This window comes from Pseudoalteromonas sp. NFXS53 (assembly GCF_056629255.1).
This window is the reverse complement of record NZ_JBWVBR010000022.1, coordinates 1-18,519: the sequence shown is the minus strand read 5'-3', so window position 1 is coordinate 18,519 and position 18,519 is coordinate 1. Positions and strand designations below refer to the sequence as shown.

The 18,519-nt window shown below is 39.1% G+C and carries 15 protein-coding genes; 7 read left to right on the top strand and 8 right to left on the bottom strand.

The window, feature by feature from the left end:
* Positions 1-32 precede the first annotated feature (32 nt).
* The 5 genes from AC1HJP_RS18730 (at position 33) to AC1HJP_RS18710 (ending at position 8,631) form a co-directional block, all read left to right on the top strand.
* A complete protein-coding gene (locus tag AC1HJP_RS18730; RefSeq protein WP_480363087.1) occupies positions 33-3,890 on the top strand; it encodes a TOMM system kinase/cyclase fusion protein in 3,858 nt (1,285 codons plus the stop codon).
* The gene (locus tag AC1HJP_RS18725; RefSeq protein ID WP_480363086.1) at positions 3,877-4,599 is read left to right on the top strand and encodes a phytanoyl-CoA dioxygenase family protein; all 723 of its coding nucleotides are present in this window, start codon (positions 3,877-3,879) and stop codon (positions 4,597-4,599) included. The genes AC1HJP_RS18730 and AC1HJP_RS18725 overlap by 14 nt, the downstream gene beginning before the upstream one ends.
* A 14-nt stretch (positions 4,600-4,613) precedes the next feature.
* Positions 4,614-4,886, top strand: coding sequence for a hypothetical protein (locus AC1HJP_RS18720; RefSeq protein ID WP_480363085.1), 273 nt, complete (start codon positions 4,614-4,616; stop codon positions 4,884-4,886).
* Positions 4,887-5,071: 185 nt separating this feature from the next.
* Positions 5,072-6,919, top strand: coding sequence for a hypothetical protein (locus tag AC1HJP_RS18715; protein WP_480363084.1), 1,848 nt, complete (start codon positions 5,072-5,074; stop codon positions 6,917-6,919).
* The gene (locus AC1HJP_RS18710) at positions 6,916-8,631 is read left to right on the top strand and encodes a HEAT repeat domain-containing protein (protein ID WP_480363083.1); all 1,716 of its coding nucleotides are present in this window, start codon (positions 6,916-6,918) and stop codon (positions 8,629-8,631) included. Before AC1HJP_RS18715 ends, AC1HJP_RS18710 begins: the two co-directional genes overlap by 4 nt.
* Before the next feature lie 11 nt (positions 8,632-8,642).
* Here the strand turns inward: AC1HJP_RS18710 and AC1HJP_RS18705 are convergent, their stop codons facing one another.
* The 8 genes from AC1HJP_RS18705 to AC1HJP_RS18670 all read right to left on the bottom strand — a co-directional run bounded on the left by AC1HJP_RS18705 (position 8,643) and on the right by AC1HJP_RS18670 (position 16,700).
* Positions 8,643-9,110, bottom strand: coding sequence for a methyltransferase family protein (locus AC1HJP_RS18705; RefSeq protein WP_480363082.1), 468 nt, complete (start codon positions 9,108-9,110; stop codon positions 8,643-8,645).
* 28 nt (positions 9,111-9,138) lie between these two features.
* Positions 9,139-9,735, bottom strand: coding sequence for an FMN-binding negative transcriptional regulator (locus AC1HJP_RS18700; RefSeq protein WP_480363081.1), 597 nt, complete (start codon positions 9,733-9,735; stop codon positions 9,139-9,141).
* A gap of 105 nt (positions 9,736-9,840) precedes the next feature.
* Positions 9,841-10,491, bottom strand: a complete 651-nt coding sequence (locus AC1HJP_RS18695; RefSeq protein ID WP_480363080.1) for a hypothetical protein — start codon at positions 10,489-10,491, stop codon at positions 9,841-9,843.
* A gap of 54 nt (positions 10,492-10,545) precedes the next feature.
* Positions 10,546-10,791, bottom strand: coding sequence for a hypothetical protein (locus tag AC1HJP_RS18690; protein WP_480363079.1), 246 nt, complete (start codon positions 10,789-10,791; stop codon positions 10,546-10,548).
* Positions 10,792-10,997: 206 nt separating this feature from the next.
* Positions 10,998-13,790: a collagenase gene (locus tag AC1HJP_RS18685; protein WP_480363078.1), complete on the bottom strand. Its 2,793-nt coding sequence runs from the start codon at positions 13,788-13,790 to the stop codon at positions 10,998-11,000.
* 234 nt (positions 13,791-14,024) lie between these two features.
* Entirely contained in the window at positions 14,025-14,177 is a 153-nt protein-coding gene (locus tag AC1HJP_RS18680; protein WP_480363077.1) for a hypothetical protein, read from the bottom strand.
* 16 nt (positions 14,178-14,193) lie between these two features.
* Positions 14,194-14,364 carry a hypothetical protein gene (locus tag AC1HJP_RS18675; protein ID WP_480363076.1) on the bottom strand — a complete coding sequence of 57 codons (171 nt, stop codon included), beginning with the start codon at positions 14,362-14,364 and terminating at the stop codon, positions 14,194-14,196.
* A 173-nt stretch (positions 14,365-14,537) separates the two neighbouring features.
* The gene (locus tag AC1HJP_RS18670; protein ID WP_480363075.1) at positions 14,538-16,700 is read right to left on the bottom strand and encodes an ATP-binding protein; all 2,163 of its coding nucleotides are present in this window, start codon (positions 16,698-16,700) and stop codon (positions 14,538-14,540) included.
* 239 nt (positions 16,701-16,939) lie between these two features.
* Between AC1HJP_RS18670 and AC1HJP_RS18665 the strand changes: the two genes are divergently transcribed.
* Both AC1HJP_RS18665 and hmpA read left to right on the top strand, forming a co-directional pair.
* Positions 16,940-17,188: a hypothetical protein gene (locus AC1HJP_RS18665; protein WP_480363074.1), complete on the top strand. Its 249-nt coding sequence runs from the start codon at positions 16,940-16,942 to the stop codon at positions 17,186-17,188.
* Positions 17,189-17,202: 14 nt separating this feature from the next.
* Positions 17,203-18,390, top strand: a complete 1,188-nt coding sequence (gene hmpA, locus AC1HJP_RS18660) for an NO-inducible flavohemoprotein (protein WP_480363073.1) — start codon at positions 17,203-17,205, stop codon at positions 18,388-18,390.
* The last annotated feature ends 129 nt before the right edge of the window (positions 18,391-18,519 follow it).

Genomic DNA, 18,519 nt, shown 5'->3' with positions numbered 1-18,519 from the left:
AATTTACACGCTAGAAATAAACTAAGTATTCCATGCCTCTATCGCAATTTTCAGATCAACTCATTCATGAGCAATTTACCTCTACTCAATATCAGCTGTTGCATAAGATTGGTGAGGGTGGATTTGGTAAGGTTTTCAAAGCTATACAAACTAATACTGGGCAACCTGTTGCGATTAAGTTTTTAGCAATTGAATCACATTGTGACGAACAACAAAAACAACGTTACATAGAGCGCTTTAAAAGAGAAACAGCATTAAGTAGCCAACTTCAGCACCCAAATATTGTTCGATTGCTCGATAAAGGACAAATTAACGATAATTTATTGTTCGGTGTGTTTGAGTATGTCGAAGGACAATCACTTAGAGAGCACCTGAGCCAAGAAGGAGCTTTAAATGCTGTCGATGCTAAAGAAGTTATGTTGCAGGTTTTGGATGCTTTAGTTCACGCACATCAAAATGGCATAGTTCACCGAGATATTAAGCCTGCTAATATTATGCTTAGCAAAACAGGGGCTAAGACTCACGCTAAAATTCTCGATTTTGGTATCGGCACGCTAACACAAGATAGTCGTCAAGCTGATTTTAATACCCTAACGCTCACCCAGGAAACATTGGGCACGCCATCTTATAGCGCCCCAGAGCAATTGCGTGGCGAACCAGCAACAGAAAAAACCGATCTTTATGTTTGGGGTTTAGTTTTCTTAGAATGTTTAACTGGTCTACCAGCAATTACTGGTTCGAGTATCGCCGCTGTTTATCATAAACAATTAAGCGATATGCAAGTTTCTATACCGAGCACTTTACTGGGACACCCTATAGCAGATTTATTAAGACGCGTATTAATTAAAAATGCCACCGACCGTGTAATTACTGGCGAGACGCTTTATCAAGAAGTGTCACAAGTAAATATGACTAATCTGGTTGGGGTGTTAGCAGATTACCGAGCACAGCAGAATGCGGATGATGACACTATGATCATGCGTAGTGACGGTCCTGTCAGCTCGTCAATGCAAAACTTTACAGCTCATATCGAGCGTAAACAAATCACAGTTTTGGCTATGCGACTTAGCACCAAGGTGCTAACAGACAAAGAGCTTGATTTAGATATTGTCGATACTCTATTTAGATCCCAACGTAATCACTGTATTGACATTGCAACTCGTTATGGTGCGACCCATGTTGGTAACTTGGCAGATTCTGTGCTGTTTTATTTTGGCTATCCAATTGCCTCAGATAACGATACACGTCTTTGCGCGCGAACAATATTAGATGCCATCAGTGACATATCTAGACGTAACGCCCTTACCCAAGAAGCGCATGGTGTACAAATTAATGTGCATGCTGGTATTCATTCGGGGGTGTTCACAACGTATGCGACCGCTATGCCTGAAGGTCATATTGCGAATACGGCAATGACTCTGGCAAGAGAAGCTGGCGAGCGACAAATTTTGTGTAGTGAGGAATCGAGAACTATTCTTGACCCCTATTCAGAGTTTGAATATTTTGGTGAAAAATTACTAAACCATCACGTTCGTAAAGAGCGTATTTTTAGTTTAACAGGTGAACGTAGAGTAGAAGCCTTTGGCTTTATGCGGGGCACAAGAAATAGTCATGAGCTTGTGGGTAGAAGCAATGAACTCGAACAGTCACTGTTAATTTTTAATCACGAAAAAACAGAAAATCGATTTACCCATATCCATGGTGAAGCTGGTATTGGGAAATCTCGTTTACTACAAGAAATCAGAAGTAATGCAGCCAGATACCAACACCTTGTTGCACAGTGTTTGCCTGAACATCAAAATAATGCGCTTTACCCAATTCTGACTTTGGTTCGATATTTATATAACACCAATAATTTAACCACCGCAGAAGCAATAGAAACCTTTACTTCTATTATCACAAAACATGACAACACTTTAGATTGCCAACAAACTCTACCTATCTTATTGATCTGGTTAAATATTGCATTAAATGATGAATTAACTGCTTCGACTCTCGCGCCTGATGCGCAAAAAGCTCTATTGTTTAAAGCGCTTAGTGCATTACTAATGAGTCAAAGTGTCAGCTTCAGTGTCTCAAAACTTTATATAGTAGAAGATATTCATTGGGCAGACGTCACGACCATTGAGTTTATGCAGCATTTTGCAAAACAACTCCATAATGGCGATGTGCTTATTAGTACCTCACGTCAAAAAGTACCAACAGAATTAAAAGATCTCACTTTAATAGAAGTCGGCTTAAAGAAGTTAACTGAGCGAGCAACCGAAGACTTTATTGTAAAGTTATTTGACAATCAAGCAGTGTCACAAAGCGTACTTGACGTATTAGTTAATCGTACAGACGGTATACCGCTGTTTATCGAAGAGCTCATCGATATGCTTAAGCAAAAAAGCTTAGTCAGTGTCATTAACGGGGAGATTAACTTCACCAGCCCAGACAAACTAGACCAAGTCCCTACAAGTCTACGTGAGTCACTTCAGCAGAAACTAGACAGCTTAATTCATGCTAAGGAAACCGCACAACTGGCCGCCACAATTGGCCGTGAATTCGAATATGAGCTACTTGTCGCCGCCTCTTCACTGAGTGAAAATCAAATTCAGAATGACCTAAATGAATTAATTGCTAAAGATTTAATTATTCATCAACGCCATGTGAATAATGACAGTTATATTTTTAAGCATGCATTAGTGAGAGATGCAGCTTATGAAAGTACAAACACGTCAAACAAAGAAAAGAATCATAACAAGATAGCTGACATTCTCGTTTCAAAGCCATACTTACAAGCTTTACTGGTTGCCCATCACTACAAACATGCGAAAAAATTCTTATTAAGCAGCACATACGCATTTAAAGCTGCTGATCATACGTATGAAGGCTCTTTGTATAAAGAAGCGTTCAACATAACAAATGAGTACTTTCAAATCGCCCAAAAGATTAGTGATGAGCATGAATCAATAAAGTGGCAACTTAAATTAAATAGCTACAATATTAGTTCGCTTATGCTTGGGTTTGGCTACGGTGATGTTCGAATTTTTGAAAAAGCAAAACAAAATGAGAGATTGCTTGAGCTAAGCAATGGTTGTTTAGGCATATCAACCGAAGAATATCAGAGATTGCGCCACCAGCTTATTTGGTCTCAAATCAGTTACCACAATAACAATAATGAAAGAACTAAAGCGATAGCGCTGGCCGAAGTAGCTTTGATAGACAACACACACAAAGCGAGTTATGTACACCGCCTACTAACTCAATCAATGCTTGCAAATAACTATATATTTGATGCGCAGTTAGACAAAGCTGAAAAATCATTATCTGAATGTTTTGCTCTTTTAGATCAACTTAACCATGAAGAAATTAGAAATGGCTTAAAAACTTACGGTTTACTTCCAAACTGCTTACCATATTATTTTAATTCAATTTTTCAAGCTGTTGTTGGCCAGTCTAAGGAGGCAATAGAAAGCATAGATCTGGCTATCAAAATTTCGCAAAAGTTTAATCATCTACCAAGCTACCTGATGGCATTAAATTATGCTGCGATCGTCTCATACATTTGCAATGAAACTACTTTTGCAAAAACCACGATTGAGCGTGCACGACAAGAGTTTAAGAGTGATTCACATCTTTATTTGGTTTTTCTACCAACCGATGCACTTAATGCTTGGCTAAAGCAAGATACCGATATGCTAAAAAATATCTGTGAACAAATTGAACAAACCGGGCAAGTGCATTCCCTGTCTTTCTACAAAACCATGTACATAGATACTTTAATTGAGTCTAAACATATAGACCATGCATCTACTCAACTTAGTGAGTTAATTTCCTGGTGTGAAACTCAAAACGAGAAAATAATGTTGAATAAATTAAAGGAATTAAAAAATGGAATCTGTTAGTGACGAGTTACAACATGAATTCAATGAGAATGGCTATGTAATTGTCGATAACTTATTTGACGAAAGCATATATCAAAAGCTCGCATCAGCTGCGTACTTATTAACCATTGATAAAATGAACCTAATTGAAAAAGATATAAAAAATGATTTGGGTGATATCTTTGAGTTCATTTGTAATAAACCAAATCACCCAATTGCAAATACTAACAATCGTTATTTATCGAGAAGCCACCTTGACTGCAGAGCAGATAAACTCATCGATACCATCGCGAGCAACATGATTGCAGCTGACATTCCAGACAGGCTTTTAGGTCATAAAGCCAAAAGAGCAGATTTTAAAGGATACATTTCTCTGATCCCTGAAGATAAAGTGAGAGGGATTAACAATCTTCATCAAGATTATCCTTTAGATCATGATGTTAATGATTTAATTATGTGTTGGTGTCCAATCTCTCCCGTAGATGAAGCTAACTTCAGAATCATACCAGGCACGCATAAGCTTGGCGCTTTGCCACAAGAGGTGTTTGGTCAATTTAAGCAATTGCCACCAAACATTACAGAACAACTCAAAGACAGAATTAAAACCGTTGAAATAAAGCTAGGACAAGCAATCATCTTCAATACCAAAACCGTTCATTCGTTAGATAAAAACTTTACCAATAAGACAAACTGGTCTTTTTTCGTGAGTTTCGAAAAAGACTTTAATTAAACAAGGAAATTATAATGTCAAAAGAAGCATTACTATCACCCACTCTGCATTTTTTAAATGAAATTATGAATAACCCAGAAAGCTGCAAGGCATTTTCAGATGATCCTGAAAGCTTTTTCGCAACATTCGAGGAAAACCATAAGCTTAAACAAGAAGTAAAAGACTGCCTATATCACCCAATGCAGGGTCTTGAAGAATTACTAAAGATTGTCAAAAGTGAACTGACAACAACAACGACGAATTACCAGCCTATCATTATTCTTCCGCCTCCTAGTGAAACAGAATAAACTGGCTCAAAACCTTAAACTATCTAGTTAAGAGTTAATTCAATAAAATGAGTAACACTTCGTGCTTACTCATTTTTTCATAACAGCTAAAACCCCCTCAATGTTAACTTTACGTTAATTCATTTTTTATCCATAATTGGTTCGTAGAATAATTTATTGGAAAAATTCAGACTAGGGAATCAATTATGCGTCGTTTTACGACTTCTTTAATTGCTGGCGCTATGCTTACTGTTCTTTCAGGTTGTGAGCTAGGTAGCAATGACACACCAAGCAATATTGCTGTTACAAATATCTCAACAGGCCCGCTTGATACATTAGAGCCAAACCAAACTGTAAAAACTTACTATGATGTTGAAATTGCAGGTTTCAATAACGTAGACGTCGATGTGCATTTTTACTTAATTCATGCCGCAGAGCTCGATGAAGAAACCGGTGATGAAGTAGAAATTGAAGAAGTCCATAAAGTTGGTGCATTAGAGCTTTCTCAAGTGTCTGAAGGTAGCCACAGTTTTGAGACTGAAATCACTATTCCTAATGACCTAATTGGTGGTCATTATCATATTATCGCGCAAATTGACCCACACGATGATCATGCTGAAGATATTGAAGATGATAACCACCCTTCTGTCGACCATGAACCATTTGCTGATGGTGAATTTCCTTTCGCTGACGTACATGTACGTGTATTAGAAACGCATGACTATAAATTACTGAGTGCCGAGTTTGGTCAAGAAGCGTTAATTTTAGATGCACCAACAGTAGATAATGGCACTAGCCACCATCATTCAGATTTAGTTGGCTTCATTGAAGCTGACTATGAAGGGGCGGAGCTTGGCTCTACTAGCATCAAAGCTGAAGTTATGGTTAACGGCAACTGGGAAGCCACCCACTTTTGGAATGCCGAGACTCAAGGTTATGAAGATGTGATTTTACATGACTTCACTTTAGGTCTTCATGACGAACACATAGGCTTTGATATTGCGCTTGAAGACGCATTATTACAGCGAATTCACGATGACCATGATGCAACGCAAGAACAAAACCTTCAGGTTCGTTTTACCCTATCTGACCTGTCTAATAATCCAGAAACAATCACAGATAACAATGTAATTGAAACGCAAATTCCACTTTATTTCTACATAGGTGAAGAAGCGGATTCATCTGAAGGATTTGCTAAGCGCGGTCCACAATATGCCGTTGGGCTAGCGAATATTAAGCTAGAAAAATCGTTCGATAAGTCTTACGGCGATAAGTCAAAATTTAGTGTCGGTGTAGATTTAAATGGCCAATTATTCATTGTACCTACCGGAGATATTGGTGGTCGTGTAACTGGTGAAGGTATCGTTGAAGCCTACTTCTTCAATGCTCAGAACACGCTATTTAGTATTTCTTATGATGGCAGTGCTTATGTAAGCGGCAACAACACTGGCTATGCGTCAGAAATGATCATTTTCAATAATGTTGTTTTTGAAGATGAGAAGTACGTCGCTAAATATGAAAAAGCGTGGGAAAAGAAATGGGAAGAAGAGAAAGTACTTGCGCAAGCACGCTTTACTATCGGCCCTATTCCTATGAGTGTTGAAGCAGGCGTAAATGGCAGTTTAGGTTTTGAACTGACTGTTGGCTATAACGCTGAATTATACGCTGAAGGTGACTTGTTCCACGTTGACTTCGGTGCATTTGGTCGTGGTGGTGTAAACTTAGGTTTAGTATCTGCTGGTGTACAAGCTGTTCTAACGCTAATCGACAATACCTTCTCATTAGAGTCTAATGCAGGTTTTGCTCTGGTCAGCACTGGTAATAACAAGCCACATATTTATTATGGTATTGAACTGAAAAATGACCTTGATGTAATCTCAGGTAAGTTTGGCCTTTATGCTGAAACGGTTGGTGTTAAGTGGTGTAAGAAATGGGGTATCCCATACCCATGTGGTAAAAAGACCACTAAATATGACCTATGGTTATATCAAACAAACAGTGTTTACAATAAGTCTTGGACACTATACTCGAAAGAGGACGAAATCGAACTATGATCCTATCATGTCGATTAAATTTGCTTGCTGCGCCCTTAGTGGCGCTAGCAAGCTTTCAAAGCCAGGCAAGCGCTTTTTGCCAACCTCAGTTTGACTTCAACATAAAGTCTTTCACCAGTTTTAATTACACCAAACTTAACAGCCCAGCTCAGCAGACTGATATTGAGATCCAAGGTAAGTTGTCTGTTATTTCAGTCAAAAAAGAAGACGAAAAAAATTGGTGGGCGGTTAAAGCAGATCAAGTCAAAACGGTGCAAGGGCAGCTATCAATGCCTTTACCAAATTACGAACGGCCTTTTGCATTTAAACTCAATGAACAGGGCCTGATCACTGAATTTTATTTCGCTGATACTTTAGATACCCAGTCTCAAGATCAACTTAAAGGTCTTGCTTATTACTTACAGTATCAAAAGAACTTATCTAAAATTACCAATGAAACCGACACGCTCGGTGAGTATCGAGTTAATTATCAGCAGAAAGAAAATGCCTTAAGCTTTGCAAAAGTGAATTATGAGCACAAAAATAAGCAGGCATTAAATGCTTTTTCTCATATTGAGGTAGAAAAGTCAGAGCAACAAATCACGCCCTCAGAATGTTTTTTAGATTCCCGTGACGGCATAGAAAAGTTGAACTTAGTGGGTGCAGATCTCACTTTCACATCTGAGCAAAGCTTCAGCGTTAAAAAGCTCAAGCAACCTTTTGAGACTGCCCTTTTCTCAATGTCTGATGATTTATCACTTTGGCAAAGTACTCATGTTGAGTTAACTCAAGCCGAAAAAGACAAGTTAAAGAAAGAATTACTCGCTTTTGTTACTGAGCAAGATATTACTCAGATTGATGCACATACACTGGCCTTGTTACTGAAAAAATATGATGCCGTTATTGGTGAATTAAGAGGCGTTATCTTAACTAATCAGATTTCAGATAATGCCCAAATGCGCTTATTTAATGCCCTTGGGCAACTCGATACCCCGTCAAGCCAAGTGCTATTAAGTGGTTTATTGGTAGGCACTGAGAAGCAGCCGCAAACTCAATTTAGGGCTCTGCGCGCGCTTACACAAGGGCACCAACCTCTTTCTCAACAAGCAACCGACACGCTTTTAGGCCTTTTGAACGATGGCTTTTTAAGTGTTGATCAAGAAGTGAGTTCAAGCTTCTACATGACGCTGGGTATTTTACTCAATAACCGAATTGGCTCTGCTACGGCTCAACAACTTAGCCAAGCGATTGTTGAGCATATTACGCTCAGTGAAAGTGAAAGCAAAACGGCCGACTTAATCACGGCGCTTGGTAATAGTCGTGACGATCAACACGTTGAACTGATTGAAGACTACTTGACTGATAGCAGTCCACGAGTCGAAAAAGCATCAATCAGAGCGCTTGGTATGATGCAAAGTGATTCGGCTTATCAAAACCTTGAAAAGCATTTTAATACTCACTCTGGCAGAAACACCAAAGCCTTACTTTCAGCACTTGGCAATTATGATATGAAGCCAAAAACCAGTGACTCGGTGCTTAACCTTGCGGTAAACGACGATGACGACGCAGTTCGTTATGCGGCGATTAATGCATTAGCCAAACAACCTAATAACGAAGGTATTAAACAAACACTTAGGCAGGCGCTTCGCTCAGAAAAGTCTAAGCGTAACTTTAAGGCCATTGTTAAGTTACTGCATAAAAAGCCAGCAACTAAGCAAGGTGACCAGGGCTAATTATTTATCATCTAAATCCAGCGCCTTACTTTTGTTAGGTAAACATCGTAAGGCGCGCCAAACTTCTCTTTTAAAATACGTTCCTCTGGCTTGATTTGAAATTGAGTAATGTACATCACAAATAACACTACTCCACTCAACGAACTGTAATCAGCTAAAAACACCGCAAAAGCCAACAGACTCAATGCCACAGATAAATACATGGGGTTACGGCTATATTTAAATATCCCAGTTGTCACTAAGCACACTGTGTTCTTTGGTTTCGTTGGGCTAATGGTGGTTTTGGCTTTTCTAAATGACCACACCGCAAACAACGCAATCCAAGATGAAAACACAAGCATAACGAGCGCTATTTTGACCTTAAATTCAGTAATACTATCTATGGAGATAGCAAATTCTGAACGTGAAAGATAATACATCCCCGTTGCACTCAGTAAAGCGATAACTGGCGGTGGAATTTTGTGATCCAGAAGATGCATATTCTTCACTCGAAAATAAAACTGGTATCTAGCCTACTCCAATTTCATGCTTCTGCATATAAGTCGCTAGTAATTGCGCTTCAAGGTTTCCTTGTTGCAGAGCTTTGAGCACGCCTTGTTGATCTACTCTACTACGCTGCTGTCCTAGTTTCTGCTTGCCTTCAAAATTCGTAATTTCAATCTTAAGCCCAACGATGGCTTTCGCTAGTTTAGCGTTGAAGTCATCATTAAAAACGTCGTGCTCTGATAATAACGAAGGCTCATATTTTTCTACTGTTTGGTTTACCACATTCAATGTTTCAGTTTCACTTAAAATAGAAACTTTGCCAATAATATGCACCGCAACATAATTCCATGTTGGTACGGCAGCCCCTTTTTCATACCAAGTTGGAGAAATATAAGCATGAGGACCTGAGAAAATAATCAGTACTTCTTGCCCTGCCAACGCTTGCCAGTGCGTATTTGCTTTAGCTAGATGTGTATAAAGTACATTTTGTTTTTCATCAAACAAGAAAGGTAAATGTGAACCAGTTAAGTTAGCTGAAACCAGACAGCCAAAACTATATTTATGAATAAACTTATTGACTGAGCTTGCTGTCATTTTAAGATTTTTAGGGATATACATAGTGTTACTCCTTAATATAATTACAGCAACACTAAATAAATTTGGTCTAACTTAAATCAACCAGAAATAGAAACATTGTTAGACCAGTAAGTAGGATTGATATTATTACTTAAAACTCACTTCTCTTGTCTCTAGTAAGAATTGCTCTCCTGAATGAAAGTTAATTTCTATAAAAAATACATGGTTTTGTTTATATTTGGGTTCAGAATTTAGCGCCAACTGAGTTATTTCTGCAGGCATATTATCTGGCTGAGCAGTGAACTCTGTCACAGAAAAGTAGTCCACATCGCCATTTTGCTCGCTGTAATAAGGGGTAGGCACATAATCTAAATACACAACATCAAAAACATCATTCAAACTGCTTCCTGCAGGTAAGTCATCGTTGAAAGCGGCACTAGAAGTAATCTTAATACTTGAAATACGCTGCTCTGTATAAGGTGGAATAGGCGAGCACGCATACGCTTTACTTATGAGTGAAAAATCAAAGACTGGATCAAATCGTTTAGCGAGCGAGTTCTTTTCTATGTCTAGTTTTATGATAAAAGATTGAAAATCAATGGCATCAACACTCTCATAAGCATCTCCACCAACATATACACCACGAGCGTCAGAATTAAATACACTCAGTGTATAGTTATTAATAACATACTCAGGATTACTAAAAGTTCCACAAGGGTTATCAGGTTCTTCGTCGTTACTACATCCTGCAATTAATAAGGCAAGTAAAGCTGAAGTAAATACGGTGCTGCGTTTCATAGATGCATCCTTTCTAGTTTAAATAATCGTTTCTATTTTGATTCCAAATCGAGTTCATGAAAAGCCTTTAGCATCAGTTTTTAGTTTCATTCTGTTCTTCTTTGTATCAGGGCCTGTTGAACTTTGCAGCTCAAATTTTGCTTTCCATGAGCGGGGTTTGGTCGCGGCGCTCGGTTTAATACTTAGTGATCTAAGTGTAAACCGAGCAACAATGAACAAAGCTTGCTCAGAAAAGCCCGCAGGGCAGCGCTTGAATGGCATTTCTACTGTGTTATCACCTAGCTCAGATGGAATAACCATATTTCGTAGGTTCTGCCTAGTATAAATACCATTCAAACTGCTGCAAAAATGAACTTAAAAGCTCAACAGGCCCTCTTATGTAATCGCTCAATAAAAAGGCCAAAACCTAAGGTGGTTTTGGCCTTTCGCTCTGGGGGTTGTTTTATATAAATTTAATAACCTATTTGCTTTTTAAACGCTTCTAAATTCATATTAGAAGTCTATGTCTATCGACAACCTGGCGTGTTGTAATCAACCACAATAGAAGCCCCTTTTGCGTTACCCGATACTTTCAGGTAACCCCAATATTGGCTTTGATTGTTAATATAAATACACTCACCATTACCACTATTGGTAGAAGAAGCATCTACATTTGTGCTGGTAGGCCAGCCTTGATTGCTATATTCAAGGCTTAAATCGCCCGAACCATTAGCAGTTGTGATTGCGATGCTGTTTTGGCCACTTACATCTTCTAAGCTCAACCAAATCGTGTCTTGCTCAGCCAAACATCTCACTTGACCGTCATATAAACGACCACCTGTTACAGGACCGCTGGTCGCGCACGCATCTGGTACATTAAAGCCAGAACCCGCGTTGAAGCTCGCGATAATCGACGTATCAAAGCTGTTGTAGCCATAGACCATCACATGGTAAGTCCCAACTTGTACATTACTAATCTCACATGTTTCATTATTACCACCGATATAAGGACGACAATCATAGTCAGACATGGTCGGCTCTGAACCAAATTTTACGTACAGATCGGCATCACCAGTGCCACCGTTTAATGCAAAGTTCAGATTACTTGCACCTGCAGGTACCACAAACGTGAACTTCAATACACTGTCTTGCGCGCCAGAAATGGCCTTCGATTCACCGTTTTTCAATTGGTTGGTCGGCGTCGTATCACCTAAGATAGTCGCTGTTGTTGACTCAGTTCTGCTCGCACCTTCTGTGTCAGTTGCAGTCAGTGTGACCGTATATTCACCTGCCTGCGCATAGCTATGTGCAGGGTTCGCTTCAGAGCTTGATGTGCCATCACCAAAGTGCCATGTATAACTTGCAATGCTGCTTTCTTTGTCAAATGAACCTTGGCTAGAGAAGTTAATAAGCTCAGCTTTGTTCGCCGTATATGGGCCGTTAATCGCCACGAATGGCGCTTCATTTACTGTACCGCCACCATTGGCTAGTTGTTGTGTCCACTGTGTAAATTCGGCATCGTAATCAACTGCCCAATTATTCAGACGTGCCTTATACGCAGCCCAATCACCTGTGCGAGTTGAGTTAAGCATCAACTTTACTTCATCTAAATGACGTTCAAACATAAATCGAACAGCCAAATAGCCCCAACGATAAATACGGTCTTGATCAAAGCCATCATAGGTGGTGTTGAAGATTGTACCTAACGTGTAAGTTGAGCCATCTTTAATGGTATCAATTGCAGCTTGGTTGTTATCTTCATTAGCAACATATTCAGCAACACCTTCACTCCACCACACAATTGCTTCTGTTGGTGCATTAAAATCGCCGTATAAGTCAAAACGACCATCAAGGTAGTGCACATATTCATGCTCTAAGTTCCAAACATAGTGATCAGGGTTCGCATAACTCGCTTCGTATGCAACGAAGTTTGGAATATTGCCTGGCTTAGAAGGGTCGCCTTCTAAATACATACCGCCATTGTTGGTATTAATACCAAATATTGGGCCGCCATATTTGCCGTAGTCTGTGCTTGAATCAAAAATATTAACTTGTAATTGAACGTTGTTATCTTCAGCAACAGGTACATTATTAGTCTCTAACTTGGTATGAAAATACCCTTCTTCATAGCCCATTTTGCTACACGCAGCTTGATGCTGAGCCGTTGTCATATTCTGCGAGCGAATTTTAATTGTGCTGCTGCATGTATAAGTTTGTGACAGAACTTGATTTTCTAATTGTTCACCGTAGTTACAAATACCATAGTCGTTACAGTCGCCATGGTAGCTTGCTGTTTCTGCAGCACCTAACCAAGCGACATCACCATAACCGACCATTTCATAACGACTAAAGATGTCCTTTAACCCTGCATCAACTGAAGCCTGAATTGTCGTACCTGAGTATTGCTTTAGCCTGCCAAGCTCACGAGCTGCATTTGCAAACATAAACTCAGCGTCAGAGTTAATCATATATGTGCTGGTTGTGAACTTTCTCAGTGCAGCAACTAGATCTGTTTGCGTACCAATTTTGGCTTTAAATTCGTTATTCCACTGACCGCGGAAAAGCAAAGTGAAAACGCCATTTACCGCACCACGCATGTTCCATTTTGATGCGTAGCTTTCGTTCCAGCGGTTTAGCCACTGAGTCACAACTGGCAGATAGACATCTTGCTGTTCTGAACTATCCATCGTGATGATGACTTCTGATAAGGTCTTACCGTGCGCATCATTGTCGTCATAGAAATGGCTGTTATTTACAAAGGCATCAATTGCGCCTTTTACTGCTGGCGTAACCCAAGTCGCAAATGTGACTTGATCATTATAAAACTCAGCAAAATAACCCGCTCGCAAGAACAAGAACATGGCTTCAATATTAGCATCTCCGCCACCTTGATAGTTTTGGCTCAGTGTTTTTACGTGATTAGCCACTGCATACATATTGTTCGAGTCAAATGCAGTTGCTTGAATATTGCTCGATGCTGAGAATAGTTCGTTTACACATTGCACACCTTGAGATTTAATTTCATTGATTAAAGTCGTGCTATTGGTGGTTGCCAATGCATTAACATTACATACCGCCGTTGCCTGTACATTAGCCATTGAGAGCGCACTCATTTGCATCATGACAGGTTGCTCAGCATATTGAGATTCAGCAGTCGGCGCATTTTCAACATGAGTCTCATTTTCTACACCATGATGATGGTGGTGGTGATGCTCAGTATTGATGGTATTTATTTGCTGCATTTGCGGTGCTGTCATCGCAAATGCTGTTATGCCATAAAACGAGCCTGCGACCAGTATTGCCAGTTTTTTAAGTTTCATTGCTTTTCCTTACTTGTTGTCTTTTATTTGAACAAATCGCTCAAACGCCAAACATTAAAGCAGCACATTAACAAGAGTGCAATATATTGTATGCAATGATTATATTTACAAACAATTAATTTACAAATTGATGATTAACTGAATTGATTACAAGCGCTCTGTTTGACTAGGAATTATAAATAGAAAAAGAGGCGAAGCCTCTTTTTTAGTTACAACATAAATAATTATGGATACTTAGCAGAGCTGTGTATCAGCACAAAGGCCTGTAGTGACACACCAAAGGCGAGAGGTGGTGACACCACCCGCAACTGCTGGCGTTTGTTTTTCATCTAATTGCTTGTGTTCTTTGGATAGATTTTTAAGCTTCTTCTTATTTAATTTCAACATATTAAACTCCTTTTGATTAGCAAGTAAAGCCTACAAATGATGTACAAATAAATGGGTGGGTAAATGTTTCATCATCGGTTGGTTTTGCACCACCACCGATCTGAGGTGTCGCTGCTTCGCCTAACAGCTTATTTGCTAAAGGTTGCTGAAGTGTTTTAAGGTTTTTCTTTTTAAGTGTAAGTTTCATCGTTCTTCTCCTTAGACAGTTGATGAAACATTAAATTAACATTTCATTCTAAAACATGTTAGAAAATAGTTAGATTGAATAAATATTAAACACCTTGAAAACCCCTCAGAATTGAATATGCAATACCAATCCTCTTCATTAAGCGATCTATTATTAGAGGTGGTATATTTACCCTATAACACTTTAGGCAATGTAATATCTATTTTTAAACCACCTAAGTCACTGTGAGAAGCGCTAATTTCACCACCGTGCGCTTCTACTACCTTTTCGCAAATAGATAATCCGAGTCCTGACCCACCTAAATCGCGACTTCGAGACTTATCACAGCGGAATAAGCGTTCGAATAAATGCGGTAAATCTTGATCAGATACACCTGGGCTTGAATCCGAGAAAGACAAAGTTACATCCTGTTCATTATGTGAAACTTCAAAGCACACTTCTCCAGGTTTATCTGTGTAGTGGATAGAATTTCGACTCAAATTAGCAACAACTTGATGTAACCTTGCCGCGTCTACTTCAAGTAATACCTTATCGAGTGATGACTTTTTCACTTCAAGGTGCAAATCATGGTCGCAAAGTACATCTTCGATTTGCCCTGCTAAGTCATCGAATAACTCACTCGCATCATGCGTTTCTAAATTTAAGTTAAATGTACCTGTATCAGCCTGAGCGAGCTCATAAATATCTGATATTAGTAGATTTAGGTTATCTAACCTCTGATTTAATACCTTGTAAGTCGACTGAGGATCTGACACAAGATTATGCTCAAGTGCTTCTAAATGAAGCTTTAAAACAGCAAGTGGTGTACGTAATTCATGAGACACATCTGCAAGCAGCTGCTTTTTTAGCTCTAACGCTTGGTTTAAATGCTTGGCTTCTTGCTCCAACCTCGCTCTGCGTTGTCGAGTAAAAACCAACACAAATAAAATAATAAACAATAAAACAGCAACAATTGAGAAGCCAATATAACGTGTAAGTGTTTGTTCTGCTTTTAATAAAGCCTGCTCCGCTTTTGCTTGCTTTAACTCGAATTGACCTGCCACATACTCTGACTCAGATGCTAAAACAAGGGTCTTAAGACTCCCTTGTTCTTTCATTTTGTTTTTGTAATTCAAATGCATTTGGTTTTGCGCTTCAAACGCGCCTACTAAATCACCTTTCCCCTGCAATGCTTGGGCTAGAAAACCATAATACTTAGTGATATCTTTATCTTTAAGCGACTCAATTAACAACAGCTGTCTATACGCTCTTTCAAATAATTCCCCCTGCAAATACGTATCAATCAATAAGTAGCTTGCTCGTACATATGCATTCACATTCTTAGTTATATCTAGCTGTTCAACAATTGCTTCAAGCATGTCTTGGGCTAATTGGAGTTTACCTTGTCGCAAATACATTTCACTGACATAGGTATGCGTATCTAAAATCGCCAAGGGAACATTCAGATCTGTTAGTATCTCTAAAGACAGCTCAAAAAATTCAGCTGCTTCATCAAATTGCTTTAGAGCGACTTTTTGTTCACCCATTCTTCTGAGTGTAACTGCTTGGTCTTGCTTGCCATTAAGCCGCTTGTCTATGTCATAGACTTTTTTAAAGTAGTCGAAACTTTTTTCATACTCACCAAGCGCAGCATAACTTTCAGCTAACCCCCACAGCGTATCATTCATCCAAAACTCTTGAGACTTTTTTGGTAGATATGGGATTTTTTGCAGTTGTTGTAATTGAATTTCTAGTGACTTTTCAACTAAGCCTAAACTTGTATAAATCGCACTTTTCTGCCTCGCAACCGCCATTTCGAGCTGCACATTTTCTGCTTTAACAGCAGCATCAAGAGAGGCATCTAATGCAATGACAGCGTCAGAGTATTTGTTTAACTGTTGATAGGCATGGGCCAAAAATCGATTCGCATGAGAAGATAAGGTATGTAATTCAGCTTGTTCAAAGAAATTCGCAGCTGCAATTAAATAAGGAATTGCCTCAAAATGATGACCGCGAGTAATCGCCATATTGCCACGAGAGAGATTCAACTTACCTGAATATTCTAAACTTTCAAATGATTCAAGTAAGGTTTCTAACTTTGCCAGATAAGTGATTGTTTGCTCAAAGCACCCTTCGCGAATGCACACAAGCCCAGCTCTATGAAGCACATATGCAGTTTGAGATTGTGTCAACACATTACTGTCCAATAAATCACCAGCCTTCTTGAGCAAAATTTGTCGCTCTTTAGATGACTTCAAGCTTTCTGCTTGCACCTTAAACTCATCAAACTCTGCGCTTGTTGAGCCGATAGCTACCACACTAAAAAATGCAAAAAACACAAAAACAAAAATTCTCATACACTAGATTAAACACTTGATTAACAACTAGAAGAAAGTCTAGCGCGTAATGCGAAACGATTCCAACTAAAGTCCAATCAAAACCAACACATAAGAGTCATTATGACACAATTAAAACCGAGTCATAATGACTCTTAAATTTCAAAAAAAAACAACTAAAACCAACAATATCAACAAGATAAAAATTGGCACCAATGTTGATTTATATAACTCGTCGCGTTTAATTAAGAGTAAGCTTTATGCAATCAAAAGCCCTATCAGAGCAACCCCTTTATCAGTACTGCTTAAAGTTTGGCAGCCGTGCCATGGTAATTTTATTATTACTGACGCTTTGCTCGCTCATTATCAGCTTTTCACTAGCAGAACAGTTCTCTTTGCCAGTTCAGATTGCTAGCCATATCGCAACAATCATTTTTAGCGCGTTATTCAAAGTTGCTTATGTGATCCGCTGCATCGGCGCTTATCACTTAGGCCACACTAGTTTTTAATCTTGAGGAAAGTCATGTTAACCAAACAGCACATAGATATTGTTAAAAGTACATCTGTGATTATTGAACAAGGTGGTAGTGCCATCACAGAGCATTTCTATAATCGTATGTTTAGAGAGAACCCTGAACTTAAACACATTTTCAACATGAGTAACCAGCATACAGGTCGTCAAAAGGTCGCATTATTCGAAGCAATACTGGCCTATGCAAAAAACATAGACAATCTGAGTGCATTAAAAAGTGCGGTAGAGCGCATTGCAAACAAACACACCAGCTTTCACATTCAAGCGCATCACTATGACGTTGTTGGTCTGCATTTAATTGAGACATTTAGGGAATTATTAGGCGCAGACTTCACACCAGAAATAGAAGACGCTTGGACCACTGCTTATGGCGTACTCGCTGATATTTTCATCAATAAAGAAAACTCAATTTATACCGAAAACGCCAGTAAACTTGGGGGTTGGCAAGGTAAACGTGCTTTTAGACTCGCAAGTAAAACACCTGAATCAAAATTGGTAACCAGTTTTGTGTTTATTCCTGTCGATGAACAAGCGGTTGCAGACTTTAAACCCGGCCAATACTTAGGTATTGAGATCAATAGCGAACATTTTGAACACACAGAAATACGTCAATACTCGTTATCAGATAAACCTAATGGACGAAGCTACCGCATTTCGGTAAAGCGAGAATTAGGTGAACATAATGGTATTGTCTCAAACTTCCTACACGATCATTTGAATGTTGGCGATGTTGTCGACTTACATGCCCCTGTTGGAGATTTCTATTTCGCAGATAAACAATCTCCAGTTGTGCTAATTTCAGCTGGTGTTGGTATCACGCCAATGCAATCTATGCTTGAATTTAAGTCCGATATTAAATATCCACACCCTGTGACATTCTTACATGCCTGTGAAAACCAAGAACAACATTCTTTTGCACTGCAAACAGCAACTTTATGTGAGCAAAACCAATGGGCACACCATACTTGGTTAAGAGAAGCGAAAGGCTCTCAGTTATTGCAAAACCAATCAACTGGCTTAATTAACTTTTCGCAAATAGAATTGCCTAAGCAAACAGGTAACTTCTATATCTGTGGGCCGATTGGGTTTATGAAATTTGCTAAAACCGAATTAGAAAACCTAGGTGTTTGCAGTAGCCGAATTCACTACGAAGTATTCGGCCCGCACGCACAACTTTAACTTTCTCCACACCAATAAAGCAACCGAACTGACAACACATGTTACTTCGGTTGCTTCTAGCTTCTAGCTTCTAGCTTCTAGCTTCTAGCTTCTAGCTTCTAGCTTCTAGCTTCTAGCTTCTAGCTTCTA

Excerpts from the sequence above, each read along its gene's own strand:
- AC1HJP_RS18730 (WP_480363087.1), top strand. The coding sequence starts at position 33 with ATGCCTCTATCGCAATTTTCAGATCAACTCATTCATGAGCAATTTACC.
- AC1HJP_RS18725 (WP_480363086.1), top strand. The coding sequence starts at position 3,877 with ATGGAATCTGTTAGTGACGAGTTACAACATGAATTCAATGAGAATGGC.
- AC1HJP_RS18720 (WP_480363085.1), top strand. The coding sequence starts at position 4,614 with ATGTCAAAAGAAGCATTACTATCACCCACTCTGCATTTTTTAAATGAA.
- AC1HJP_RS18715 (WP_480363084.1), top strand. The coding sequence starts at position 5,072 with ATGCGTCGTTTTACGACTTCTTTAATTGCTGGCGCTATGCTTACTGTT.
- AC1HJP_RS18710 (WP_480363083.1), top strand. The coding sequence starts at position 6,916 with ATGATCCTATCATGTCGATTAAATTTGCTTGCTGCGCCCTTAGTGGCG.
- AC1HJP_RS18705 (WP_480363082.1), bottom strand. The coding sequence starts at position 9,110 with ATGCATCTTCTGGATCACAAAATTCCACCGCCAGTTATCGCTTTACTG.
- AC1HJP_RS18700 (WP_480363081.1), bottom strand. The coding sequence starts at position 9,735 with ATGTATATCCCTAAAAATCTTAAAATGACAGCAAGCTCAGTCAATAAG.
- AC1HJP_RS18695 (WP_480363080.1), bottom strand. The coding sequence starts at position 10,491 with ATGAAACGCAGCACCGTATTTACTTCAGCTTTACTTGCCTTATTAATT.
- AC1HJP_RS18690 (WP_480363079.1), bottom strand. The coding sequence starts at position 10,791 with ATGGTTATTCCATCTGAGCTAGGTGATAACACAGTAGAAATGCCATTC.
- AC1HJP_RS18685 (WP_480363078.1), bottom strand. The coding sequence starts at position 13,790 with ATGAAACTTAAAAAACTGGCAATACTGGTCGCAGGCTCGTTTTATGGC.
- AC1HJP_RS18680 (WP_480363077.1), bottom strand. The coding sequence starts at position 14,177 with ATGTTGAAATTAAATAAGAAGAAGCTTAAAAATCTATCCAAAGAACAC.
- AC1HJP_RS18675 (WP_480363076.1), bottom strand. The coding sequence starts at position 14,364 with ATGAAACTTACACTTAAAAAGAAAAACCTTAAAACACTTCAGCAACCT.
- AC1HJP_RS18670 (WP_480363075.1), bottom strand. The coding sequence starts at position 16,700 with ATGAGAATTTTTGTTTTTGTGTTTTTTGCATTTTTTAGTGTGGTAGCT.
- AC1HJP_RS18665 (WP_480363074.1), top strand. The coding sequence starts at position 16,940 with ATGCAATCAAAAGCCCTATCAGAGCAACCCCTTTATCAGTACTGCTTA.
- hmpA (WP_480363073.1), top strand. The coding sequence starts at position 17,203 with ATGTTAACCAAACAGCACATAGATATTGTTAAAAGTACATCTGTGATT.